The 22424-nt window shown below is 55.9% G+C and carries 21 protein-coding genes and 2 pseudogenes; 18 read left to right on the forward strand and 5 right to left on the reverse strand.

Going from position 1 to position 22424, the window contains the following annotated elements:
- Positions 1-30: 30 nt before the first annotated feature.
- A pseudogene (locus A6U95_RS31180) lies at positions 31-147 on the forward strand (IS6 family transposase); the annotation flags it as partial.
- A 5-nt stretch (positions 148-152) separates the two neighbouring features.
- Positions 153-694 (forward strand): annotated as a pseudogene (locus A6U95_RS29630) (IS4 family transposase); the annotation flags it as partial.
- Between the two features lie 40 nt (positions 695-734).
- On the opposite strand, the gene A6U95_RS05930 reads toward A6U95_RS29630, so the two are convergent.
- Together A6U95_RS05930 and A6U95_RS05935 are read right to left on the reverse strand one after the other, a co-directional pair.
- Positions 735-1508, reverse strand: coding sequence for an amidohydrolase (locus A6U95_RS05930; RefSeq protein ID WP_065683832.1), 774 nt, complete (start codon positions 1506-1508; stop codon positions 735-737).
- Positions 1496-2653 carry a pyridoxal phosphate-dependent aminotransferase gene (locus A6U95_RS05935; protein ID WP_065683833.1) on the reverse strand — a complete coding sequence of 386 codons (1158 nt, stop codon included), beginning with the start codon at positions 2651-2653 and terminating at the stop codon, positions 1496-1498. Before A6U95_RS05935 ends, A6U95_RS05930 begins: the two co-directional genes overlap by 13 nt.
- A gap of 176 nt (positions 2654-2829) precedes the next feature.
- On the opposite strand from A6U95_RS05935, the gene A6U95_RS05940 reads away from it, so the two are divergent.
- Genes A6U95_RS05940 through A6U95_RS05950 form a run of 3 tightly spaced genes read left to right on the forward strand, consistent with a single transcriptional unit; the run spans position 2830 to position 4669 of the window.
- Positions 2830-3444 carry a methylthioribulose 1-phosphate dehydratase gene (locus A6U95_RS05940; RefSeq protein WP_065683834.1) on the forward strand — a complete coding sequence of 205 codons (615 nt, stop codon included), beginning with the start codon at positions 2830-2832 and terminating at the stop codon, positions 3442-3444.
- The gene (gene mtnC, locus A6U95_RS05945; protein ID WP_065683835.1) at positions 3441-4127 is read left to right on the forward strand and encodes an acireductone synthase; all 687 of its coding nucleotides are present in this window, start codon (positions 3441-3443) and stop codon (positions 4125-4127) included. The genes A6U95_RS05940 and mtnC overlap by 4 nt, the downstream gene beginning before the upstream one ends.
- The gene (locus tag A6U95_RS05950) at positions 4127-4669 is read left to right on the forward strand and encodes an acireductone dioxygenase (RefSeq protein ID WP_065683836.1); all 543 of its coding nucleotides are present in this window, start codon (positions 4127-4129) and stop codon (positions 4667-4669) included. The genes mtnC and A6U95_RS05950 overlap by 1 nt, the downstream gene beginning before the upstream one ends.
- A gap of 182 nt (positions 4670-4851) precedes the next feature.
- Here A6U95_RS05950 and mtnA read toward each other — a convergent pair whose 3' ends face one another.
- On the reverse strand, positions 4852-5880 hold the full coding sequence (gene mtnA / locus A6U95_RS05955) for an S-methyl-5-thioribose-1-phosphate isomerase (protein ID WP_065683837.1): 1029 nt from the start codon (positions 5878-5880) through the stop codon (positions 4852-4854).
- Positions 5881-6022: 142 nt separating this feature from the next.
- Here mtnA and mtnK point away from each other — a divergent pair, with 142 nt between their 5' ends.
- Positions 6023-7222, forward strand: coding sequence for an S-methyl-5-thioribose kinase (mtnK, locus tag A6U95_RS05960; protein ID WP_065683838.1), 1200 nt, complete (start codon positions 6023-6025; stop codon positions 7220-7222).
- Between the two features lie 75 nt (positions 7223-7297).
- On the opposite strand, the gene fadE is transcribed toward mtnK, so the two are convergent.
- On the reverse strand, positions 7298-9754 hold the full coding sequence (gene fadE / locus A6U95_RS05965) for an acyl-CoA dehydrogenase FadE (RefSeq protein WP_065683839.1): 2457 nt from the start codon (positions 9752-9754) through the stop codon (positions 7298-7300).
- A gap of 256 nt (positions 9755-10010) precedes the next feature.
- Between fadE and lpcA the strand changes: the two genes are divergently transcribed.
- Positions 10011-10592 carry a D-sedoheptulose 7-phosphate isomerase gene (lpcA, locus tag A6U95_RS05970; protein ID WP_021181931.1) on the forward strand — a complete coding sequence of 194 codons (582 nt, stop codon included), beginning with the start codon at positions 10011-10013 and terminating at the stop codon, positions 10590-10592.
- An 84-nt stretch (positions 10593-10676) separates the two neighbouring features.
- A complete protein-coding gene (locus A6U95_RS05975; protein ID WP_024528984.1) occupies positions 10677-11477 on the forward strand; it encodes a class II glutamine amidotransferase in 801 nt (266 codons plus the stop codon).
- On the opposite strand, the gene dpaA is transcribed toward A6U95_RS05975, so the two are convergent.
- Positions 11415-12185, reverse strand: a complete 771-nt coding sequence (gene dpaA, locus A6U95_RS05980) for a peptidoglycan meso-diaminopimelic acid protein amidase (RefSeq protein ID WP_065683840.1) — start codon at positions 12183-12185, stop codon at positions 11415-11417. The two genes, A6U95_RS05975 and dpaA, sit on opposite strands and share 63 nt — an antisense overlap.
- Positions 12186-12859: 674 nt before the next feature.
- Between dpaA and A6U95_RS05985 the strand changes: the two genes are divergently transcribed.
- From A6U95_RS05985 to A6U95_RS06030, 10 genes are all read left to right on the forward strand, one after another.
- Positions 12860-14209: a Na(+)-translocating NADH-quinone reductase subunit A gene (locus A6U95_RS05985; protein ID WP_065683841.1), complete on the forward strand. Its 1350-nt coding sequence runs from the start codon at positions 12860-12862 to the stop codon at positions 14207-14209.
- Between the two features lie 3 nt (positions 14210-14212).
- Positions 14213-15454 carry an NADH:ubiquinone reductase (Na(+)-transporting) subunit B gene (locus tag A6U95_RS05990; RefSeq protein ID WP_065683842.1) on the forward strand — a complete coding sequence of 414 codons (1242 nt, stop codon included), beginning with the start codon at positions 14213-14215 and terminating at the stop codon, positions 15452-15454.
- Entirely contained in the window at positions 15444-16238 is a 795-nt protein-coding gene (locus A6U95_RS05995; RefSeq protein ID WP_065683843.1) for a Na(+)-translocating NADH-quinone reductase subunit C, read from the forward strand. The genes A6U95_RS05990 and A6U95_RS05995 overlap by 11 nt, the downstream gene beginning before the upstream one ends.
- Positions 16231-16860 carry an NADH:ubiquinone reductase (Na(+)-transporting) subunit D gene (locus tag A6U95_RS06000; RefSeq protein ID WP_065683844.1) on the forward strand — a complete coding sequence of 210 codons (630 nt, stop codon included), beginning with the start codon at positions 16231-16233 and terminating at the stop codon, positions 16858-16860. The genes A6U95_RS05995 and A6U95_RS06000 overlap by 8 nt, the downstream gene beginning before the upstream one ends.
- Before the next feature lie 6 nt (positions 16861-16866).
- Positions 16867-17463, forward strand: a complete 597-nt coding sequence (nqrE, locus tag A6U95_RS06005; RefSeq protein ID WP_021181925.1) for an NADH:ubiquinone reductase (Na(+)-transporting) subunit E — start codon at positions 16867-16869, stop codon at positions 17461-17463.
- Between the two features lie 15 nt (positions 17464-17478).
- Positions 17479-18702 carry an NADH:ubiquinone reductase (Na(+)-transporting) subunit F gene (gene nqrF / locus A6U95_RS06010; protein WP_024483648.1) on the forward strand — a complete coding sequence of 408 codons (1224 nt, stop codon included), beginning with the start codon at positions 17479-17481 and terminating at the stop codon, positions 18700-18702.
- Positions 18703-18726: 24 nt separating this feature from the next.
- Positions 18727-19740, forward strand: coding sequence for an FAD:protein FMN transferase (locus A6U95_RS06015; protein ID WP_241810629.1), 1014 nt, complete (start codon positions 18727-18729; stop codon positions 19738-19740).
- Positions 19741-19745: 5 nt separating this feature from the next.
- Positions 19746-19973 carry a (Na+)-NQR maturation NqrM gene (gene nqrM / locus A6U95_RS06020; RefSeq protein ID WP_065683846.1) on the forward strand — a complete coding sequence of 76 codons (228 nt, stop codon included), beginning with the start codon at positions 19746-19748 and terminating at the stop codon, positions 19971-19973.
- 264 nt (positions 19974-20237) lie between these two features.
- Positions 20238-21296, forward strand: a complete 1059-nt coding sequence (dinB, locus tag A6U95_RS06025) for a DNA polymerase IV (RefSeq protein ID WP_021805591.1) — start codon at positions 20238-20240, stop codon at positions 21294-21296.
- 89 nt (positions 21297-21385) lie between these two features.
- Complete coding sequence (locus tag A6U95_RS06030; protein ID WP_065683847.1) at positions 21386-22399, forward strand: MFS transporter; 1014 nt, start codon at positions 21386-21388, stop codon at positions 22397-22399.
- Positions 22400-22424 lie beyond the last annotated feature (25 nt).

Raw genomic sequence — 22424 nt, forward strand, 5'->3', positions numbered from 1 at the left:
TGCAAAAATACGGAGATGGTAAATTGATCTGCAGCGACGTTGTGCTTCTTTCGTAAGGTCATTCGACACTACGGAGAATCTGCGGTAGTGGCCATTGATCGAAGTGGTGCCAACACAGCAGCGCTGACTATACTCAACGCCAGCAAAATACCGTCCCGCTGACGTATATCTGCTGTCGTGAAGAAGTAGAAAACGGAGCGTGCTGGCACCTGCAGACATCAGAAAAAGTCACTTCAGCGGAAGAAGTCCGGGTGATTATCAGTTACCACGAACGTCGCTGGCTGATAGAGGAATATCATAAAGCGTGGAAAAACGGTGGAACGCAGGTGGAACAGCTACGGATGCAAACGCGAAATAATCTGGAGCGAATGATCGTCATCCTGAACTTTATAGCGGTCCGGGTGTTGGCGTTACGCCAGGGCGGGTTGAGTGAAGAGACGCTCAATGAAAGCTGTGAACGGGTACTGACTCCAGTTGAATGGAAGTTGCTGTGGGTGAACAGGAAGGCAAAACCTTGCCGAAGATGCCGCCGAGTCTGAAGTGGGCGTGCCTGAATCTGGCGAAGCTGGGGCGTTGGTATGACAGTAAACGAACGGGACGAGCAGGATGGGTAGTGATGTGGGAGGGATGATTCAAGCTTCAGGATATCGTCGAAGGGTATAAACTGGCGAAGTCTCTTGATCAGGAGATCTGATCAAGAGATAGCTCCTTGGGAGGTTTGGGGGGGCATTGACTCAATCGTGCAGTTGGAAGCCATCCGCATCACGCCAGGCTGGGAACGCGGCGCGGTAGGTTTGCAGCATTTCCAGCGAAAGCTCGGCATCCAGCCTCGCCGCCTGGCCAGGTTCTACGCTGGCCAACCTTTCCCCTTGCGGGCTGATAATCAGGCTGTCACCGCTGTAATTCAGGCCATTGCCGTCCTCGCCCACGCGGTTGCAACCCGCCACGTAAATCTGGTTTTCAATCGCCCGCGCCGCCAGCAGCGTTTGCCAGTGCATGCTGCGCGCCGCCGGCCAGTTGGCTACGTACAGGGCCAGATCGTAATCCTGCTGATAGCGTGACCACACCGGGAAGCGCAGGTCATAACAGATCTGCGGCAGGATACGCCAGCCGCGCCATTCAAAAATGGTGCGCTGTTTCCCAGCCTGATAGTGTTGGTGTTCACCGGCCATGCGGAACAGATGGCGTTTATCATAGCCATGTACCTTGCCGCCGGGCTCCACCAGCAGGAAACGGTTAACCGCCCCTTCGGCAGTTTTCAACGCTACGCTGCCACCCACCAAGGCGTTGGTTTTCACTGCCCAGGTATGTAACCAGTCTATTACCTGTTGTTCAGGCAGTGCGCTTTCCCCGGCATCCATAGCAAAGCCGGTGGTAAACATTTCCGGCAGCACAATCAGATCGCGGCCGCTAATCGAGGGCAACAAGGCATCGAAATGGCGAAGGTTGGCCTCACCTTGGCGCCAGACCAGCGGTTGCTGCAACAGGGTAATTTTTAGAGTCGACATAGGCGCTCCGCAGCGGCATCCAGAGTGGCATCTTGCTTCGCGAAGCACAGCCGGATCAGTTTATGGGGAAAAGGATCGGCACAGAAAACGGACAGCGGGATCGCCGCGACGCCTGCGTGCTCGGTTAGCCAATGGCAGAAAGCGACGTCATCCAGATCGGAAATGGCACTGTAATCGGCCAGTAAGAAATAGGTGCCTTCGCAGGGCAGGATTTCCAGCCTGCTGTCAGCTAACGCCTGCACAAAGCGATCGCGCTTGGCACGGTAGAACGCGGGTAGCTGCTGCCAGTGTTCCGGCTCGTTGCGCAGCATATCGGCCAAGGCCAACTGGGCCGGGGTGTTGACTGAGAACGTCAGATATTGGTGAACCTTGCGCACCTCCGCGCTCAACGCTGCCGGAGCTACACAGTAACCCACTTTCCAGCCGGTCATATGGAAGGTTTTACCAAACGAGGAAACGGCAATCGCCCGCTGACGCAGTTGTGGATGGGCCAGCACGCTGGCGTGTCCCCCTTTGGCAAAGCAGATATGCTCGTAAACCTCATCGCTCAGAATATAGATTTCCCGATCGGCGATGGCAGCCCATAGCTGCTGCATATCCTCTGCCGACCAGGCCGTGGCGGAGGGATTCTGCGGAGTATTAAGGATCACCAGCCGTGTGTGCGGTGAAAGCTGTTCGGCGAACCGTTGCCAATCTACCTTGAAGGCTGGCGGCTGTAGGGCAATGCGTTTCAGAACGCCGCCGGAAAGCTGCACCACCGGGGCATAGCTGTCGTAGCTTGGGTCGAAGCAAATCACTTCATCGCCGGAGCGTACCAGGGCGCTGATCGCAGCGAACAACGCCTCTGTCGCACCCGCAGTGACGGTCACTTCACTATTGGCATCGGGCTGCCAGCCGTAGAGCTGAGCGGTTTTTTCCGCAATGGCCTCACGTAACGGCGCTGCGCCCGTCATCGGTGCGTATTGGTTTGCCCCCTGGCTGACGTGCCAGTTCAGGCGCTGCTTTAAATACTCCGGGCCATCAAAATCCGGGAAGCCCTGCGACAGGTTGATCGCCTGATGCTGCTGCGCCAAGGCGCTCATCTGGGTAAAGATGGTGGTGCCGAGGTCAGGTAACTTGCTGGCTGGGATAGGTGCGGTGCTCATATCAGGCTATTTCTCCTGGCGCTTATGTTGCGAACAATATAACACGGTGTTAATATTTGGCAATCAAGACGTATAGACGTCTATCCTCGTCACCTAACTACAACTTGAAATTCTTAGAGGATAAGTGAGTCACATTCAATCAATCGCCAAAAGCTACCTGCCAGGAAATAGAGAGAATGATGGAAAACCCGCAATTATCTGCCCTATTGGCCGCCTGCCACTGGATCGGTGAGAAAGGCTGGTGTCCGGCGACCGGCGGTAATATGTCGCTGCGCCTTGATACCCAACATTGCCTGGTGACCGAGTCCGGTAAAGACAAAGGCAGCCTGAGCGAACAGGATTTATTGCTGGTGGAAACGGCAAACAACCATGTCCCCAGCGGCCGCACGCCTTCGGCGGAAACCGGCCTGCACACGCTGATCTACCGCCTCTATCCCACCGTCGGTGCCATCCTGCATACCCATTCGGTCAATGCCACCGTGCTTTCCCGCGTGGAGAAAAGTGAAGCACTGGTGCTGCAAGGGTATGAAATGCAGAAATCCCTCAGCGGTCAGAAGAGCCATCTCGACAGCGTCAGCATCCCCATTTTTGATAACGACCAGGATATTCCGGCGCTGGTTGCGCGTGTGGCCGCATTTGCCGAGGTAACGCCCTTGCAGTACGGTTTTCTGGTGCGCGGCCACGGCTTGTATTGCTGGGGCAAACAGGTGGAGGAAGCGCGCCGCCACCTTGAAGGGCTGGAGTTCCTGTTCCAGTGCGAACTGCAACGCCGTTTACTGGAGGCAAAATGATCCGCGCCATCGTCACCGATATTGAAGGTACCACCAGCGATATCCGTTTTGTGCATCAGGTGCTGTTCCCCTATGCCCGTGAGCGACTAGGGGAGTTTATACGCAGCCATGCCAACGACGCCGAAGTTGCGGCTCCGCTGGCGGCATTGCGTGCAGAGATTGCGCAACCCGATGCCGATAATGAGCTGCTTATTACCACGCTTTATCGTTTTATGGATGAAGATCGCAAATCGACCGCGCTGAAGGCCTTGCAGGGCATTATCTGGCGTAGCGGCTACCTGAACGGCGATTTCCAGGGGCATCTCTACCCGGAGGTGGCGGAACAACTGGCCGCCTGGCAGCAGCAAGGGCTGAAGCTGTACGTCTATTCCTCCGGTTCGGTTGAAGCGCAAAAGCTGCTGTTTGGTTACAGCGATGCGGGAGATCTGCAACCGCGGTTCAGCGGTTACTTTGATACGCACGTGGGGGCCAAGCGTGAAATCGCGTCATACCACAATATTGCCCAAGCTATCGGTCTGGAGCCAACTGAGCTGCTGTTCCTTTCCGATATCCATCAGGAGCTGGACGCGGCACGGCTAGCGGGCTGGCATACGTGCCAACTGATCCGTGACGCCGCCGATCTGCAAAGCCAACACCGGCAGGTTAAGCGTTTTGATCACATCGAGTTAGGGGAGTTTGTCTAATGAGTGGATTGACCATTTTTAGCGATAAAGAGCCGCAGCAGCCGTTATGGCAGAGCCAGGATGCGCAGGCTATCCAGCAGCAGTTGGCGCAAATTGGCGTGCGTTTTGAGCGTTGGCAGGCCGATCGCGAGTTGGGCGAGAACCCGCAGCCAGAAGCGGTGATCGCCGCCTATCAGCATGAGATCGACCGGCTGGTGGCGGAAAAGGGCTACCAGAGCTGGGATGTGATCAGCATGCGTCCTGACAACCCCCAGCGTGAAGTGCTGCGGGAAAAATTCCTGGCCGAACATACCCATGGCGAGGATGAGGTGCGCTTCTTTGTCGAAGGTGCGGGGCTGTTTTGCCTGCATCTGGAAGGGAAAATCTTCCAAATCCTGTGTGAGAAAAACGATCTGATTTCGGTGCCAGCCAATACTCGCCACTGGTTTGATATGGGCTCGGCCCCCAACTTCACCGCTATCCGCGTCTTTGATAATCCGGAAGGTTGGGTGGCCCATTTCACCGGCGACAATATTGCCGAGGCATATCCAAAGCTAGATTGAATCCCCTCACCTTAACCCTCTCCGACAAGGAGAGGGGACCGATCGAGCTCGCTGATTTTTCTGCATTCTACTGCCATCCTCGTTGTTCTTGCTCCCAACTTTCCGAAGTTGCACGATCCAACCACGCGCTCCGGGCAGCTCCCTCTCCCTGTGGGAGAGGGTTGGGGTGAGGGGGCAAAAAGTTATCCCAATGCGCGCTGGAAAATCCCGTCGGCAACCTGCTCTGGCGTAATGACGCCGCTATCCAACACCCAGCCGCTGATTAGCGCCGCAGGAGTCACATCAAATGCCGGGTTGTAGGTTGGCGCATTGAGCGGTGCCCACTGACAGGAACCAAAGCTGCCGCTGACGCCGGTGATTTCTTCGGCCGCGCGCTGTTCGATAGGAATGGCTGCGCCGTTGGGGCAATGAGGATCGTGCGTGGTATGTGGGGCGGCCACGTAAAACGGAATACGGTGGTAATGAGCCAGCACCGCCAGGCTGTAAGTGCCGATTTTATTGGCCACGTCACCGTTGGCCGCAATGCGGTCTGCACCTACCCAGACGGCATCGACCTGGCCCGTAGCCATCAGGCTGGCAGCCATGGAATCGCAGATCAAGCGGTAAGGAATGCCCAGTTCGCCCAGTTCCCAGGCGGTAAGGCGGCCCCCTTGCAGCAACGGACGAGTTTCATCGACCCAAACCTGGGCGATCTTGCCTTGCTGATGTGCACGAAGCAGAACGCCAATTGCCGTGCCCACGCCCGCCGTCGCCAGTCCCCCGGTGTTGCAATGGGTGAGCAGGCGACTGCCCGGCTTCACCCACTCAGCACCGTTATCGGCGATGCGATCGCACAGGGTTCGATCCTCCTCAACCAGGCGTAGCGCTTCCTCGGTCATTGCGCTCACCCAATCCGGCTGAGCCAAAGCCTGCTTCATACGAGCCAGATTGTTCATCAGGTTCACCGCGGTCGGGCGTGAGGCGCGAAGTGTCTGTAATGCCTGCTCCAGCTCAGCCTGCGACAGGCCACGCTCGGCCAACAGGGCGAGCAGCAGGCTGGCAGATAGCCCGATCAACGGTGCGCCACGCACCCGCAGGGCGCGGATATGCCCAACTAATTCGTCCACGCTGTCGCAGGGCAGCCAGCACTTTTCCTGCGGCAAAGCTTGCTGGTCGAGGATTTGGAGGCGGCTGTCTTGCAGGCTCAGGCTGGTGGTGTTAAGTGCTTGCATCAGTGGTTAAATCCTTGTGTGTTTCTTATTGCATCTGTGAACCCATTCTGCCAACATGACATCCGGATGTATAGACGTCCAAACGCTTTTGCGGCTAAAAATAAAAAATCATCGCTATGGGAAAGAACAGAGGGGTTGGGGGATGTCACAATATCGTACGTTTACTGCTGCCGATGCCGTTGAATACGCGCGCCAATATGGGCAACTGGCCGATCCACAGGCGCTGGTAAGTGCCGATGAGATCGGTGATGGCAATCTGAACCTGGTTTTTAAAATCCGTGATGCTGACGGCGTCAGCCGGGTGGTTGTCAAACAGGCGCTGCCGTATGTACGTTGCGTGGGGGAATCCTGGCCGTTGACGCTGGATCGGGCGCGTATCGAAGCGGAAACGCTGCTGATCCACGGGGCGTTGTGCCCACGCCACACGGTGCAGGTGCTGCATCACGATCCTGAGCTGGCGGTGATGGTGCAGGAAGATCTCTCTGATCATCACATCTGGCGCAGCGAGCTTGTGAAGGGGCGCTACTATCCGCTGGCCGCCGGGCAACTGGCAGAATACCTGGCGCAAACTCTGTTCCACACCTCTGATTTTTACCAGACCGCACAGCTGAAAAAGGCAGAAGTCAGCCGTTTCACCAACCCGGAGCTGTGCCAGATCACCGAAGATCTGTTTTTCAGCGATCCTTACCAGGATCATGAGCGTAATCAGTTTGATGAGGCGCTGTTGCCTCAGGTGCTGGCACTGCGTGATGACGCGGCGCTGAAGTTGGCGGTGGCCGGGCTGAAACATCGCTTCCTGAGCAAGGCTGAGGCTTTGCTGCACGGTGATATTCACAGCGGATCGATATTTGTAGCTGAAGGCAAGTTGAAGGCGATCGACGCCGAGTTTGGCTTCTACGGGCCGATCGGCTTCGATATTGGCACTGCGCTGGGTAATCTGCTGCTGAACTATTGTGGGTTACCTGGGTTGTTCGGCCCGCGTGATGCGGCGGCCGGGCGTGAGCAGCGGTTGCAGGATGTGCGTGAACTGTGGCTGATCTTTGCCGATCGCTTTCTGGCGTTGTGCCATCAACATAGCCGTGACGCAACGCTGGCACTGCCGGGCTATGCCGAACAGTTCCTGCAACAGGTATGGACAGATGCGGTGGGTTACTGCGGTACGGAGCTGATACGCCGTACTATCGGGCTGGCGCACGTGGCCGATCTGGACAGCATCACCGATGCGGAAATGCGTGTCGAATGTCAGCGTAATGCCCTCAATCTCGGCCGCGCGTTGATCGTCAATGCGCAGCACATAGAACATATTGATGCCTTGCTGGCGCGTATCCGCCAACATGGTTGAGCCAATCTGAATCTGCAATGAAAAAGGGGCGATCCTTAACGGTATCGCCCCTTTGGCATTTACGGCCGCTGAACGTTATGCAGCTTCAGTCTGCTTCTGGCGTTTTTCCAGCTTTACTGGCTTTACCGGCTGCTGCGCCGCCAGCGCGTCTGGCGCAAAGTCATCAACGTTGATTGAACGCAGACGGCTCTCTTCCGCTTTCACCAGGATCTTGGCTTCGTCGGCGCTGATTTTGCCTTCATCCAGTGCACGCTGTGCCAGACGATCCAGACGGGTGAACGGCAGGTTCTTACCGGCTTGCTTGCACAGGCGCTGGTGGATAGGTTCTGCGGCAATCACGTCCAGCAACGCGGCTTCCAGCAGGCCAACCGGGTTATGCTCGCTTGGCGTCAGGTATTGGCCACGGCCAAGGCGGCTACGGGTGGCCGAAGGCTGTTGGATAATCTTCGCCAACTGGTGGTCCAGCTTATCCGAAGGTGCGGTATGCACGCGGCCGAATGGGAACACCACCAGGCGCATCACCCCGGCGATAAAGCGGTTCGGGAAGTTGCGCAGCAGGTCGTCCAGCGCTTGCTCTGCCTGGTTCAGGCTGTCTTGTACGCCCCAGTGAACCAGTGGCAGATCTTCTTTCTGACGCCCTTCATCTTCAAAGCGTTTCAGCGTAGCCGAGGCCAGGTACATCTGGCTCAGCACGTCACCCAGGCGGGCAGAGATACGCTCGCGGCGCTTCAGGCTACCGCCCAGCACGCCCATGGAAACGTCAGACAGCAACGCCAGGTTGGCGCTCAGACGGTTGAGCTGCTGATAGTAGCGGCGCGTAGCGTCTTTGGTTGGCGTGCTGCTGGTGCGGCCATTGGTCAGGCCGAGCCACAGGCTGCGCATTTTGCTGCTGCCGACGTGGCCGAGGTGGCCAAACAGCGCCTGGTCGAAGCTGTGCAGATCGTTGCTCTGGGCAGCGGCCATTTCGGTCAGTACATAAGGATGGCAGCGGATCGCCCCCTGGCCGAAGATCATCATGGTGCGGGTCAGGATATTGGCACCCTCTACCGTGATGGCGATTGGCGCGCCCTGGTAGGCACGGGCCAGGAAGTTGGCTTCACCCAGCATGATGCCTTTACCGCCGGTGATATCCATCGCATCAATGATGGCCTGCTGGCCACGGTGGGTACAATGGTATTTGACGATGGCGGACAGCACCGCAGGCTTTTCGCCCTGCATCAACGCATAGGTGATCAGCGACGCGGCGGCGTCCATCACGTAGGTATTACCGGCAATACGTGCCAGCGGTTCTTCAATCCCTTCCATCTTACCGATAGAGATTTTGAACTGGCGGCGAATATGGGCGTAAGCGCCGGTCGCCAAAGCCACCGATTTCAGGCTGCCGGTGGAGTTGGACGGCAGAGTGATACCACGGCCAACCGACAAACATTCAACCAGCATCCGCCAGCCTTGACCGGCCATTTTTGGCCCGCCAATGATGTAATCGATCGGCACGAATACGTCGTTGCCGCGGGTTGGGCCATTCTGGAACGGCACGTTGAGCGGGAAGTGACGGTTACCGATCTCTACCCCTGGGGTGTTGGTTGGGATCAACGCACAGGTGATGCCAGGGGATTCGTTATCGCTCAGCAGGCGGCTTGGGTCATGCAGCTTGAAGGCCAGCCCCAGCACGGTGGCAATCGGCGCCAGGGTAATGTAGCGCTTGTTCCAGGTCAGGCGCATGCCCAGCACCTGTTTGCCTTGCCATTCGCCCATACACACGGTGCCTACGTCCGGGATGGCCCCGGCGTCGGAACCCGCTTCTGGGCTGGTCAGTGCGAAGCAAGGAATTTCGTCGCCGCGCGCCAGGCCTGGCAGATAGTGATCTTTCTGCTCTTCAGTGCCGTAATGTTGCAGCAGCTCGCCTGGGCCGAGGGAGTTGGGCACGCCGACGGTGATCGCCAGAATACCTGAGACACCCGCCAGCTTTTGCAGGACGCGGGCCTGAGCATAAGGGGAGAATTCCAGCCCGCCGTACTCTTTTTTGATGATCATCGCAAAGAAGCGGTGTTCTTTCAGATAGGCCCACAGCTCCGGCGGCAGATCGGCCAGCTCATGGGTGATCTCGAAGTCATTGGCCATGCGGCAGGCTTCTTCTACCGGGCCATCGATAAAGGCTTGCTCTTCTTCCGTCAGCTTAGGCTGCGGATAGTTGTGCAGCTTGTTCCAATCCGGTTGGCCGCGGAACAGATCGCCTTCCCACCAGGTGGTCCCGGCATCGATGGCTTCTTTTTCCGTGGTGGACATTGGCGGCATCACTTTGCGGAAGGCGCGCAGTGCAGGGGCAGAAAGCAGCGAGCGGCGCAGCGAAACGATGTTCAGCGGCAGTAGCACGATTGCCAGCGGTACCAGCATCCAGTAAGTCCAAAGGCCGATAGCGCCCATGGCCGCCGTAAAGGCCAACAGCAGCAGACTGCTGAGAGCCAGGTTCACTCGGTGATAAAACACCACACCAATGAGTGCGAGTAAAACAACGATACTAAGAACCATCATAAGAAGCTCCGAAGTAGTAAGAGGTCTGACCTGTTGTGTATATCTAATGGTTTTAGTCCATACCCATTTTTTTATCAATGTATTTACACTTTAATTACAACTTAAGTCACAAACTGACAGCATCAATTGTCAAAAAATCGCCGGGTCGGTTCACACTAGCGCTGTTTGCGTCGCAACGCTTCTAGGTTTTTCTGCAATCCGTTACACTGCGAGACGAAAGATTGACGATGCCACCGCAAAACAAGAGGCGATCTCTATGTACCACGATTTAATTCGCAGTGAACTGAATGAAGCGGCTGATACTTTGGCGAAATTCCTCAGCGATGATGCCAACATTGATACCATCCAACGCGCGGCAGTGCTGCTGGCGGATTCCTTTAAAGCCGGCGGGAAAGTGATCTCCTGCGGTAACGGTGGCTCGCATTGTGATGCGATGCACTTCGCGGAAGAGCTGACTGGCCGCTACCGTGAGAATCGCCCGGGCTATCCGGCCATCGCGATTTCTGACGTTAGCCATCTGTCCTGCGTCAGCAACGATTTTGGCTATGAATACGTGTTTTCCCGCTATGTGGAATCCGTAGGCCGCGAAGGCGACGTGCTGTTGGGGATCTCTACCTCCGGCAACTCTGGCAATATCATCAAAGCCATTGAGGCGGCCCGTGCCAAGGGGATGAAAGTGATCACCCTGACCGGCAAAGACGGTGGCAAAATGGCCGGTAGCGCCGACGTGGAAATCCGCGTGCCGCACTTTGGCTACGCCGACCGTATCCAGGAAATCCATATCAAAGCGATCCACATCTTGATCCTGTTGATCGAAAAAGAGATGGTTAAGGCTTAACGGCGAGATCAGCATTAAATATAGGGCGTGGCATCAAGCTGCGCCCTTATACCAATGTCAGTAGTCCTCAAGGGGTGGCAATCGATGTGTGAACTGCTCGGGATGAGCGCCAACGTACCAACCGACATCTGCTTTAGCTTTACCGGGCTGGTACAGCGCGGTGGCCGAACCGGGCCACATAAAGATGGCTGGGGCATTACCTTCTATGAAGGTAACGGTTGTCGCACATTCAAGGATCCCCAACCCAGCTTTAATTCACCTATTGCCCGCCTGGTGCAGGAATACCCGATCAAGTCCTGTGCCGTGGTCTCCCACATCCGCCAGGCTAATCGCGGTGAAGTGGCGCTGGAAAATACCCATCCCTTTACCCGTGAACTGTGGGGCCGCAACTGGACTTACGCTCACAATGGGCAACTGAAAGGCTATCGCCAACTGGCGACCGGCAACTTCCGTCCGGTAGGGCAAACCGACAGTGAATATGCCTTCTGCTGGCTGTTACATCAGTTGGCGCTGAAATACCCTCGCACTCCCAGCAACTGGCCAGCCGTGTTTCGCTATATAGCGTTATTGGCCGATCGGCTCAGAGAGAAAGGGGTGTTCAATATGCTGTTGTCAGATGGGCGCTTTGTGATGGCCTATTGCTCCACCAATCTTTACTGGATCACCCGGCGAGCACCGTTTGGCAAAGCCACCTTGCTCGATCAGGATGTAGAGATTGATTTTCAGCGGCAGACCACGCCGGATGACGTGGTCACGGTCATTGCAACCCAACCGCTGACGGGCAATGAAACCTGGCACAAGATAGCACCAGGCGAGTTTGCGTTATTTCACTACGGTGAGCGGCTGGCTACGGGCGAACGGGTTGGTGTTCGTCTCAAGCGTTGAGGCATATTGAGTCGGCTGGGCGCTATTCATGACCGGCTGTGCCATCACATATTGGCCATTGGCCACGCTAACCATCGGTGGCTGGCGGTTTTTGACGAAGTAGTCATACCCCGGTTTCAACTGACGCCAGAAGCTGATGTAGGTTGAAGAACGGTGGCGTTGCAGGTTCTGTTCGGTCATGCGGAACGGATAAATGCTGATGTCCACCCGGCTTTGCCCGTGGGCAAATGCCGCTTCAACGTAGCGATAGATATCGTCCATATAGGCGTTGGTCATCGCGTAGCAACCAATCGATTTGCATTCCCCGTGGATCATCAGATAGGCACCGGAATATCCCTGTGCTTTATCGTAATCATTAGGGAAACCGATATTGATGGCGCGATAATATTTGCTGTCTGGTTTCAGATGGCGGGTGTCGACGCTATAAAAGCCTTCCGGGCTTTTAAAATCCCCTTCACGGCGCTTCGGGCCAAGACCACCGGAGAAGTTACAGATAGAGAAGCTATTCACCAGGCGGAATTCGTTACCCATCTTGGCGTACAACTCCAGCTTGCGCTCTTCTTTGAATATCTGGATATAGACCGGTGAACCTAATAACTGCTGTGCAACCAAAGGGGACTGGGGAGCCGGGGCTGGCTCACTGGCGCTGCACGCCGTGATCAGCGGCGTACAAAATAGCATCGCAAACAACAGCGCGATTTTGCTCATTCTTAATTTATCCTGCTTATATTTATTTGCTGGCATATCCCCGCCGCCTTTCAAGCTGCAGCGTTGTTACCTGCGCTTGCTCACCCCAGTCACTTACCTAAGTAAGCTCCTGGGGATGAACAAGCTAGTCGCCTAGCTGCAGCTTGAAATTCATAGGGGGATAAAAACTAATGTAGCCAGCATGCCACTGACGAGATTTCGTATTTAACCCCGTCAGATTACCAGCGTGTTGTTTTTTAGCAATATGCGAAGTGTATAAAAAAACTACAATCTTCGGTAAAAGTGAAATGAACCCACGTTTTTAACGAGTAGTGTCAAGAGATAACAGGTATTTAATTGCATTTCCTCGACTCAGGTCACTAGATAGCACGGAAAAATTCTGTCGAAAATGTTAATATCTTGCCCATGCTGCATCGTTATTAATCGGTAATCAGTACAGGGATATTGTGTGAAATAGCAACAATTCTGCCATCGTTGATAGCAATGTTTTAACAATATGCGGTATTGGCTTAATCATTGGTCTGGATGTCGTCGGCCAGTGTGAATATTCAAGTTGGGCATGAGGTCATCGTGTTCATCCGGAGGGGGCTAGGGCCACCTCATCATCCTGCATGCTTTGTGCCTGCCTCTGGGTTGGTTGGGCGTGTGAAAATTCAAAACATCGTATAAATCCTATGATCAAAATAAAAAAAGGGTTAGATCTGCCAATCGCTGGGGCGCCTTCGCAGGCGATCCAGGATGGCCCAGCGGTCACGCAAGTGGCGCTGCTCGGCCAGGAATATGTTGGTATGCGCCCCTCCATGTTGGTACAGGTTGGCGATCGCGTTAAAAAAGGCCAGGCGCTGTTTGAAGACAAGAAGAACCCTGGGGTTTTCTTCACGGCACCGGCCAGCGGGCAGATCGCCGCTATCAATCGCGGCGAACGCCGCATGTTGCAATCGGTGGTGATTGACATCGACAACGGCGGCGAAGATCAGGTGGAACTGGCCTATTATCAGCAGGCCGATTTGCCGATGTTGGAGCGCCAGCAGGTTGAAAGCGATCTGATCGCCAGCGGCCTGTGGACCGCACTGCGTACTCGCCCATTTAGCAAAACCCCCCGTCCAGGTACCTCACCGCGCGCTATTTTCGTCAGCGCTATCGATACCCAGCCGCTGGCAGCGGATCCGTTGGTGATTATCAACGAGCAATTGGCGGCATTTAATGCCGGGCTGACGGTATTGGCACGCCTCACAGACGGCAAGGTACGCGTCTGCCACGCAGCGGGTACGCGGCTGGATACGGCTGCTGGATCGCAGATTGATTACAGCGAGTTTGCTGGCCCGCACCCTGCGGGGCTGGTGGGCACGCATATTCACTTCCTGGAGCCGGTCAGCCTGACGAAAACCGTTTGGCATATCGGTTATCAGGATGTGATCGCCATCGGCACCCTATTTACTACCGGCAAGCTGGATACCCGGCGCGTGGTCGCTCTGGCGGGGCCACAGGTGGAACAACCGGTGCTGCTGCGCACCCGTTTGGGGGCTAGCCTGGATCAACTGACAGCGGGCCGCCTGAAGGCCGGTGAGAACCGTGTGATTTCCGGCTCGGTGCTGAGTGGCTTCCATGCCAGCGGCCCGAGTGCCTGGCTTGGCCGTTTCCACAACCAGGTGTCGGTATTGCTGGAAGGCCGGGAGAAAGAGCTGTTTGGCTGGATTGCTCCGGCATCGGACAAGTTCTCCATCACCCGCACCACGCTGGGCCATTTCCTCAAGCACAAGCTGTTCGCTTTCTCCACCACCACCAACGGCGGTGAGCGTTCGATGGTACCGATCGGCAATTACGAGCGGGTGATGCCGCTGGATATTCTGCCGACCCATCTGCTGCGCGATCTGCTGGCGGGCGATACGGACAGTGCCCAGGCGCTGGGCTGTCTGGAGCTGGATGAAGAAGATCTGGCGTTGTGTACCTTCGTTTGCCCCGGCAAGTATGAATATGGCCCGGTGCTGCGCGAAGTGCTGACCAAGATTGAGCAGGAAGGATAACCGATGGGCCTGAAGAATTTTTTTGACAAGATTGAGCATCACTTCACGCCGGGTGGCAAGCTGGAAAAGTGGTACCCGCTGTTTGAAGCGACGGCGACGGTGTTCTATACCCCAGGCACAGTAACGCGCGGGGCTTCGCACGTTCGTGATGCCATCGATCTGAAACGCATGATGATCCTGGTGTGGTTGGCGGTATTCCCCGCCATGTTCTGGGGCATGTATAACGTTGGGCAGCAGACCATTCCTGCATTGCACCATCTGTACAGCGGCGATCAGCTGCAACAGGTGCTGGCGGGGGACTGGCATTACTGGCTGGCTCAGATGCTGGGGGCAACGCTCGGCGCCGATGCTGGCTGGATCAGCAAGATGGTGCTCGGTGCGACCTACTTCGTGCCGATCTACGCCGTGGTATTCCTGGTGGGTGGCTTCTGGGAAGTGGTGTTTGCGATGGTGCGCAAACATGAGATCAACGAAGGCTTCTTCGTTACCTCCATTCTGTTCGCCCTGATTGTGCCACCAACCCTGCCGTTATGGCAGGCCGCGCTGGGCATCAGCTTTGGTGTCGTGGTCGCCAAGGAGATCTTTGGCGGTACCGGGCGTAACTTCCTCAACCCGGCGTTGGCGGGGCGAGCCTTCCTGTTCTTTGCCTATCCGGCGCAGATTTCTGGCGATCTGGTGTGGACGGCGGCAGACGGCTTTTCCGGTGCGACTCCGTTGGCGCAATGGAGCGTCGGCGGAGTTCACAGCCTGACCAACGTCACTACCGGCCAATCCATCAGTTGGATGGATGCATTTATCGGTAACATCCCTGGTTCGATCGGGGAAGTCTCAACCCTGATGATCCTGCTAGGCGGGGCGATTATCCTGTTTGGCCGTGTCGCCTCCTGGCGCATTGTGGCCGGTGTGATGATCGGCATGATCGCCACGGCATATCTGTTCAATGCCATCGGCTCTACCACCAATCCGATGTTTGCCATGCCTTGGTACTGGCATCTGGTGCTGGGCGGCTTTGCCTTCGGTATGGTGTTTATGGCTACCGACCCGGTTTCCGCCTCGTTTACCAACAAAGGGAAGTGGTGGTACGGCATCCTGATCGGCGTGATGTGCGTGCTGATCCGGGTGGTCAACCCGGCCTATCCGGAAGGCATGATGCTGGCGATCCTGTTCGCCAACCTGTTCGCACCGCTGTTCGATTACCTGGTGGTGCAGGCTAACATCAAGCGGAGAAAAGCACGTGGCGAATGAATCTAAAAATGACAGCATTGGCAAAACGCTGCTGGTAGTGCTGCTGCTGTGTCTGGTGTGTTCTGTGGTGGTCGCAGGTTCTGCCGTTGGGCTGCAATCCAGGCAGCAAGAACAGCGGTTGCTGGACAAGCAGCGCAACATCCTGGACGTAGCCGGTTTACTGCAACCGGGAATGACTGGCGAACAGGTGAAAGCCACCTTTAGCAAGCGCATCGAACCGCGTTTGCTGGATTTGGACAGCGGCGAGTTTGTGCCTGGCGATGCGGCCGCCTTCGATCTGGCCGCCGCGCTACGCAGCGATGCCAAGAGCCGGGCGTTGACCGGCGAGCAGGATCTGGCCGGTATCCGCCGCCGTAGCAATCAGGCGGAAATCTACCTGGTGCGCGACGAAAGCGGCGCGGTGGACAAGATTGTGCTGCCGGTTTACGGCACTGGTCTATGGTCGATGATGTACGCCTTTGTTGCGCTGGATGCCGATGGCAATACGGTACGCGGGTTGAGTTTCTACCAGCACGGCGAAACCCCGGGCCTGGGCGGCGAGATCCAGAACGCCAGCTGGCGCGTGCAGTGGATCGGCAAGCAGCTGTTTGATGACAACGGCAACCCGGCTATCCGCATTGTGAAGGGCGGAGCGCGGCAAGGTGATATCCACGGTGTGGATGGCCTGTCCGGCGCGACGCTGACCGCAAACGGCGTACAGCATACGTTTAATTTCTGGTTGGGCGAGTACGGCTTTGGCCCATTCCTGCAGAAAGTCCGTGAAGGAGCGCTGAAAAATGGCTGATTCCAAAGAGGTTAAACGGGTCCTGTTGGGGCCGCTGTTTGACAATAACCCGATCGCGCTGCAGGTGCTTGGCGTCTGTTCGGCGCTGGCGGTGACCACCAAGCTGGAAACGGCGGTGGTGATGACGATTGCGGTCACCCTGGTCACCGCGTTTTCCAGCTTCTTTATTTCGCTGATCCGCCACCATATCCCCAACAGCGTGCGCATCATCGTGCAGATGACGATCATCGCCTCGCTGGTGATCGTGGTCGATCAGTTGCTGCGTGCCTATGCGTTTGAAATCTCCAAACAGCTTTCGGTGTTCGTCGGGCTGATCATCACCAACTGTATCGTGATGGGCCGCGCCGAGGCGTATGCCATGAAGTCGCCGCCGATTGAGAGCTTTATGGACGGTATCGGCAACGGCCTGGGCTATGGCGTGATCCTGATCCTGGTGGGCTTCCTGCGCGAGCTGGTCGGCTCGGGCAAGCTGTTTGGCATCACGGTGCTGGAAACGGTGCAGAACGGTGGCTGGTATCAGCCCAACGGCCTGTTCCTGCTGGCGCCGAGTGCGTTCTTTATCATCGGCCTGCTGATTTGGGGGCTACGTGCCTTCAAGCCAGCGCAGATAGAAAAGGAGTAACCGCCGATGGCTCACTATATCAGCCTGTTTGTGCGTGCGGTGTTCGTTGAGAACATGGCGCTGGCGTTCTTCCTGGGGATGTGTACCTTCCTGGCGGTGTCGAAGAAGGTCTCGACCTCGTTTGGCTTGGGGATTGCCGTGACGCTGGTGCTGGGGATCTCGGTACCGGTCAACAACCTGGTCTATAACCTGATCCTGCGTGACGGGGCGCTGGTGGAAGGCGTTGATCTGAGCTTCCTCAACTTCATCACCTTTATCGGCGTGATTGCGGCGCTGGTGCAGATCCTGGAGATGATCCTCGATCGCTTCTTCCCGGCGCTCTACAACGCTCTTGGGATCTTCCTGCCGTTGATCACTGTGAACTGTGCCATTTTCGGCGGCGTGTCGTTCATGGTGCAGCGTGATTACAACTTTATGGAATCCGTGGTGTATGGCTTCGGCTCCGGCACCGGCTGGATGTTGGCGATTGTTGCCATGGCGGGGATCCGTGAAAAACTGAAGTATGCCGATGTGCCAGCCGGGTTGCGTGGCCTGGGCATTACCTTTATTACCACCGGATTGATGGCATTGGGCTTTATGTCGTTCTCCGGCGTCCAGTTGTAAAGGCAGGAAGCATTTATGGAAATTATTTTAGGCGTGGTGATGTTTACCTGCATCGTGATGGTGCTGGCGTTACTGATCCTGTTTGCCAAATCCAAGTTGGTGAACACCGGTGACATTGCCGTTGAGGTTAACGGCGATCAAGACAAAAGTTTTACCGCCCCCGCAGGGGACAAGCTGCTGAATATGCTGTCCAGCCAGGGGATCTTTGTTTCCTCGGCCTGTGGCGGCGGCGGCTCCTGTGGCCAGTGCCGGGTGGTGATCAAAGAGGGCGGTGGCGATATTCTGCCAACCGAGCTTTCCCATATCAGCAAGCGTGAAGCCAAAGAGGGCTGCCGCCTGGCGTGCCAAGTTAACGTGAAGCAGAACCTGAAAATCGAGCTGCCGGAAGAGATCTTCGGCGTGAAGAAATGGGACTGCGAGGTGATCTCCAACGATAACAAAGCCACCTTTATCAAAGAACTGAAGCTGCGCATTCCGGACGGGGAAGATGTGCCTTTCCGCGCCGGGGGCTTTATCCAGATCGAAGCGCCCGAGCATGAAGTGAGCTATGCCGATTTCGACGTGCCGCAGGAATACCGTGGCGACTGGGATAAATTCAATCTGTTCCGCTACCGTTCGGTCGTCAAAGAACCGACGGTGCGCGCCTATTCCATGGCCAACTATCCCGATGAGAAAGGCATCATCATGCTCAACGTGCGTATTGCTACGCCGCCGCCGAGCAACCCGGACGTGCCGCCGGGCATTATGTCTTCCTATATTTGGTCACTGAAGGCGGGGGATAAGGTGACCATTTCTGGGCCATTTGGCGAGTTCTTTGCCAAAGACACCGACGCCGAGATGATCTTTATCGGCGGTGGGGCCGGGATGGCGCCGATGCGTTCCCACATCTTCGATCAGTTGAAGCGCCTGAAGTCGAAGCGCAAAATCACCTTCTGGTACGGTGCTCGTTCCTTGCGTGAGATGTTCTACGAGGACGACTTCAACCACCTGCAGGAAGAGAATGAAAACTTCACCTGGCATGTGGCGCTCTCCGATCCGCAGCCAGAAGACAACTGGACGGGCTACACCGGCTTTATTCATAATGTCCTGCTGGAAAATTATTTGCGTAACCATCCAGCACCGGAAGATTGTGAATTCTATATGTGTGGGCCGCCGATGATGAATGCGGCGGTGATCAAGATGCTGAAGGATTTGGGCGTGGAAGATGAAAACATCATGCTCGATGACTTTGGCGGTTAAATGCGAGCAGCAGGCGGCGAAGGAATGAAGGCTTGGATGATGGTGGTGGCGCTGGCCACCGCAGTGTTACTGACCGGTTGTGAGCCGAAACAGGAAAACCTCAAGGGTAAAACCATGGGGACGTCGTATTCGATCAGCTATCTCCCTGGGGACGGAACACCTTCGCTGGCAACGCTGCAAGCGGAGATCGACAAACGGCTGGTGCAGGTCAACGATCAGATGTCGACCTACCAACCCGATTCCGAGCTGAGCCGTTTTAACGCCAGCCGGGAAGTGGACAAGCCTTTCCCGGTTTCTGCTGCCACCACGGAAGTCGTGCTGGAAGCGCTGCGCATCAACCGTGTGACCGACGGCGCGCTGGACGTGACCGTCGGGCCGCTGGTGAACCTGTGGGGTTTTGGCCCGGAAGGGCGGTCGGAAAAAGTGCCGAGTGCCACCGAGTTGGAACAGCGCCGCAACTGGACGGGGATCGACAAGCTGGCGGTAGAAGGCAATGCGCTGGTGAAACGCATACCTGAACTGTATGTCGACCTCTCTTCCATTGCGAAAGGCTACGGCGTTGATGCGATTGCCCATTACCTGCAATCACAGCACGTCGCAAACTACATGGTTGATATTGGTGGGGAGGTCCGCACCCGTGGCCATAACGGCGAGAAGAAGCCCTGGCGCATTGCCATCGAACGGCCAACCGCCGGGGGGGAGCAGCAGGCGCAACTGGTGATCGAGCCGGGTGAGATGGCGATGGCCACCTCCGGGGATTACCGAAACTACTTCGAGCAGGACGGAGTGCGCTATTCTCATACTATCGACCCGCTCACCGGTAAACCGGTCCGCCACAATTTAGTGTCGATCACGGTGATCAGCCCGCTGTGTATGACGGCGGACGGGCTTTCTACCGGGTTAAACGTGATGGGGCCGGAGCGGGGTATGGCGCTGGCCAACCTGCTGGGGATCCCGGTGTTTATTATCGTGAAAACCGCCAAGGGGTTTGAAGAACGTTATTCCGACGCGTTCAAACCCTATCTGAAGAAAGGGTAGACGCTATGTTGACGATGTTTGCTGCATCCTTTGTGCTGTTTCTGCTGGTGGTGGGGGGGATGTCGCTGGGCTATGTGTTCAAGCGCAAAACCTTGCAGGGCAGCTGTGGTGGCATTACCGCGCTGGGGATGGAGAAGGTCTGCGATTGCCCGGAGCCTTGCGACGCGCGCAAAAAGCGCATCGCCAAGGAAGCGCTGCGCCGCGAAATGCTGGAAAAACACCGGATCCTCTAGCCACACAGGTTTTCCATGTAGGGGCGCTGCACAGCCCCTCACTCCAACCCTCTCCCAATGTACATACCGAGTACCTCATGAACACTTGTTTGGGGAGAGGGGGCTAGTCCGGAGTTGCGGTCAGGTGCCGGAGCTAATTTGTGGCACGTTCAGTCCCCTCTCCCTGTGGGAGAGGGTTAGGGTGAGGGGTGTCCCTTGTCTACACTCTCCATATTGAGCTTTTAATAATTGGCTGTATACTTATACAGTGTTATTGGAGGCGCGATGCGTAAAATCATTCATGTCGATATGGACTGCTTCTTCGCAGCGGTAGAAATGCGCGACAACCCCAGCCTGCGCGATATCCCGCTGGCTATCGGTGCCAGCGCCGATCGGCGTGGCGTGATCAGCACCGCCAACTACCCGGCGCGCCGTTATGGCGTGCATAGCGCCATGCCGACCGCCACGGCGCTCAAGCTCTGCCCGCACTTGACGCTGTTACCGGGCCGCATGGCGGCCTATAAAGAAGCCTCACTGCATATCCGTGAAATCTTTGCCCGCTATACCCCGCTGATAGAACCGCTCTCCCTGGATGAAGCCTATCTGGACGTGACCAACAGCACCCAATGCAACGGCTCTGCCACCCTGATCGCCCAACAGATCCGCCAGGAAATTGCCGCTGAATTGAACCTGACCGCCTCGGCGGGCATTGCCCCGATCAAATTCCTCGCCAAGATTGCCTCCGAGTTGAACAAGCCAAACGGCCAATACGTCATCACACCGGCCCAGGTGCCCGCTTTCTTGCAGCAACTGCCGCTGAGTAAAATCCCCGGTGTGGGCAAGGTCACCGCCAAACGGTTGGAAGAGGTTGGGTTAATCACCTGCGCCGATGTGCAGAACTATAATCTGGCCGATTTGTTAAAGCGTTTCGGCAAATTTGGCCGGGTGCTGTGGGAACGCTGTCAGGGTATCGATGAGCGTGAGGTTTCCCCCGATCGTTTACGCAAGTCGGTAGGGGTCGAGCGAACGTTGGTAGCCGATATTCATGAGTGGGAAGATTGTGAGGCGTTGATCGTTGAAAAGCTCTACCCAGAGCTGGAAATGCGGCTGCGCAAGGTCAAACCGGATCTGCATATCGCTCGCCAAGGGGTAAAATTGAAGTTCCAGGATTTCCAGCAAACCACCCAGGAGCACGTTTGGCCGGTGCTCAATATTGAGGATTTGCTCAACGTTGCCCGCCAGGCATGGCAGGAGCGGAGGGAAGGGCGTGGTGTGCGCCTGGTTGGCCTGCACGTAACGCTGCTCGATCCTCAGTTAGAACGGCAATTGGTACTGACGTGGTGATATTAAAATCGGGTGTGTTTAGTGCACAGCCGTAGGTACAATCGTTGGCAGTTCTTTGGGATTAAGACATTCAACGGGAAGAGTTAAAAATGGACGTGATTCAGCAAAAACCGGCCAAAAGATGGACATGGGCCGATTTACAAAGCAGCTATCGATTTTGGGGCCTGGTAGTTTATTTCACCGCGATTGTGACTAGCCAATATCTCTTTAATGCCTATTCGGCACTCTATATCCGGCAAACTGCAGATTTACCGATCTCGATGATTGGGGTCGCAGTTGGATTACAACAGGTTGGCATGCTGTTTGGAGCCTTGTTGGCCTGGATGGCCAGCCGGATGAAAAGCTATTATTTACTGTATCTCTTTAGCGGGTTGTATTTATTTGGCCTGTTTTTGTTCTGCTTTCATACCAGCAATCACTTTTTGATGATAACGGGAGAGGTCCTGATAGGGATGGGGCTAGGCGCTATCATGCTGATCGTTCCGGCCTTTATCGCGGGGGCAGTTGGCAGCGTAGAGGCATTTGTGCTGTCATTTGGCCTGATGGTGACGTTAAAAATGGTGTTTGGCTCATCCATGATGGCGATAGCCGGATGGCTTTTTGATATGGAGCGGTTATTTTCCAGCCCTGAGTACTTCTTTACCCTGCTATTGGTCCCCGTCATTATCGGGACTCTGTTCCTGCTGCCGATTAAGGCCTGTTTATTTAATTGCGAACCGCCTGTGCGGCAAGCAATACCACAGCCGGTCAAATACCGCGATCCTGCCGTGACTTTCCTGCTGTTCTTGGTGCCGTTTTACAATATTTACTGGTTGGTAAAAATCCACGGGGAGATCAGAAATTACACCCAATCCGCGGCTCTGCTAACGCCCAGAGGGGCTGGATGGTCAGCTTTTGTTACTGCCTTTGTCACGCCGGTGATATTTTCCACACTTAACGACAATCTACGCGCCATCATTGAAAGCCATGGGCAAACCGCAAGGTATAAAACCTGGCTGATTATCCTGTTTGCTTTCCTGTTACCACCTGTCAGTGCGGCGCTGATACAGTCGCAGATGAATGAAATCAACGGCAATCTGAAGCGAGAAGCACAACTGTCATAAGGAAAAATGGGCCCAGCTTTTAACC

Origin of the sequence: Serratia sp. 14-2641, from assembly GCF_001692375.1 — a bacterium.
Taxonomy (GTDB): domain Bacteria; phylum Pseudomonadota; class Gammaproteobacteria; order Enterobacterales; family Enterobacteriaceae; genus Chania; species Chania fonticola_C.

What these genes read in the sequence shown, in the direction of transcription:
- A6U95_RS05985 (WP_065683841.1), top strand. Translation starts at nt 12,860, where the DNA reads ATGATCAAAATAAAAAAAGGGTTAGATCTGCCAATCGCTGGGGCGCCT.
- A6U95_RS06030 (WP_065683847.1), top strand. Translation starts at nt 21,386, where the DNA reads ATGGACGTGATTCAGCAAAAACCGGCCAAAAGATGGACATGGGCCGAT.
- A6U95_RS05990 (WP_065683842.1), top strand. Translation starts at nt 14,213, where the DNA reads ATGGGCCTGAAGAATTTTTTTGACAAGATTGAGCATCACTTCACGCCG.
- mtnA (WP_065683837.1), bottom strand. Translation starts at nt 5,880, where the DNA reads ATGCAAGCACTTAACACCACCAGCCTGAGCCTGCAAGACAGCCGCCTC.
- dpaA (WP_065683840.1), bottom strand. Translation starts at nt 12,185, where the DNA reads ATGAGCAAAATCGCGCTGTTGTTTGCGATGCTATTTTGTACGCCGCTG.
- A6U95_RS05935 (WP_065683833.1), bottom strand. Translation starts at nt 2,653, where the DNA reads ATGAGCACCGCACCTATCCCAGCCAGCAAGTTACCTGACCTCGGCACC.
- nqrF (WP_024483648.1), top strand. Translation starts at nt 17,479, where the DNA reads ATGGAAATTATTTTAGGCGTGGTGATGTTTACCTGCATCGTGATGGTG.
- A6U95_RS05975 (WP_024528984.1), top strand. Translation starts at nt 10,677, where the DNA reads ATGTGTGAACTGCTCGGGATGAGCGCCAACGTACCAACCGACATCTGC.
- A6U95_RS05950 (WP_065683836.1), top strand. Translation starts at nt 4,127, where the DNA reads ATGAGTGGATTGACCATTTTTAGCGATAAAGAGCCGCAGCAGCCGTTA.
- nqrE (WP_021181925.1), top strand. Translation starts at nt 16,867, where the DNA reads ATGGCTCACTATATCAGCCTGTTTGTGCGTGCGGTGTTCGTTGAGAAC.
- A6U95_RS06015 (WP_241810629.1), top strand. Translation starts at nt 18,727, where the DNA reads ATGAAGGCTTGGATGATGGTGGTGGCGCTGGCCACCGCAGTGTTACTG.
- dinB (WP_021805591.1), top strand. Translation starts at nt 20,238, where the DNA reads ATGCGTAAAATCATTCATGTCGATATGGACTGCTTCTTCGCAGCGGTA.
- mtnK (WP_065683838.1), top strand. Translation starts at nt 6,023, where the DNA reads ATGTCACAATATCGTACGTTTACTGCTGCCGATGCCGTTGAATACGCG.
- mtnC (WP_065683835.1), top strand. Translation starts at nt 3,441, where the DNA reads ATGATCCGCGCCATCGTCACCGATATTGAAGGTACCACCAGCGATATC.
- A6U95_RS05930 (WP_065683832.1), bottom strand. Translation starts at nt 1,508, where the DNA reads ATGTCGACTCTAAAAATTACCCTGTTGCAGCAACCGCTGGTCTGGCGC.
- A6U95_RS05940 (WP_065683834.1), top strand. Translation starts at nt 2,830, where the DNA reads ATGATGGAAAACCCGCAATTATCTGCCCTATTGGCCGCCTGCCACTGG.
- lpcA (WP_021181931.1), top strand. Translation starts at nt 10,011, where the DNA reads ATGTACCACGATTTAATTCGCAGTGAACTGAATGAAGCGGCTGATACT.
- nqrM (WP_065683846.1), top strand. Translation starts at nt 19,746, where the DNA reads ATGTTGACGATGTTTGCTGCATCCTTTGTGCTGTTTCTGCTGGTGGTG.
- A6U95_RS06000 (WP_065683844.1), top strand. Translation starts at nt 16,231, where the DNA reads ATGGCTGATTCCAAAGAGGTTAAACGGGTCCTGTTGGGGCCGCTGTTT.
- fadE (WP_065683839.1), bottom strand. Translation starts at nt 9,754, where the DNA reads ATGATGGTTCTTAGTATCGTTGTTTTACTCGCACTCATTGGTGTGGTG.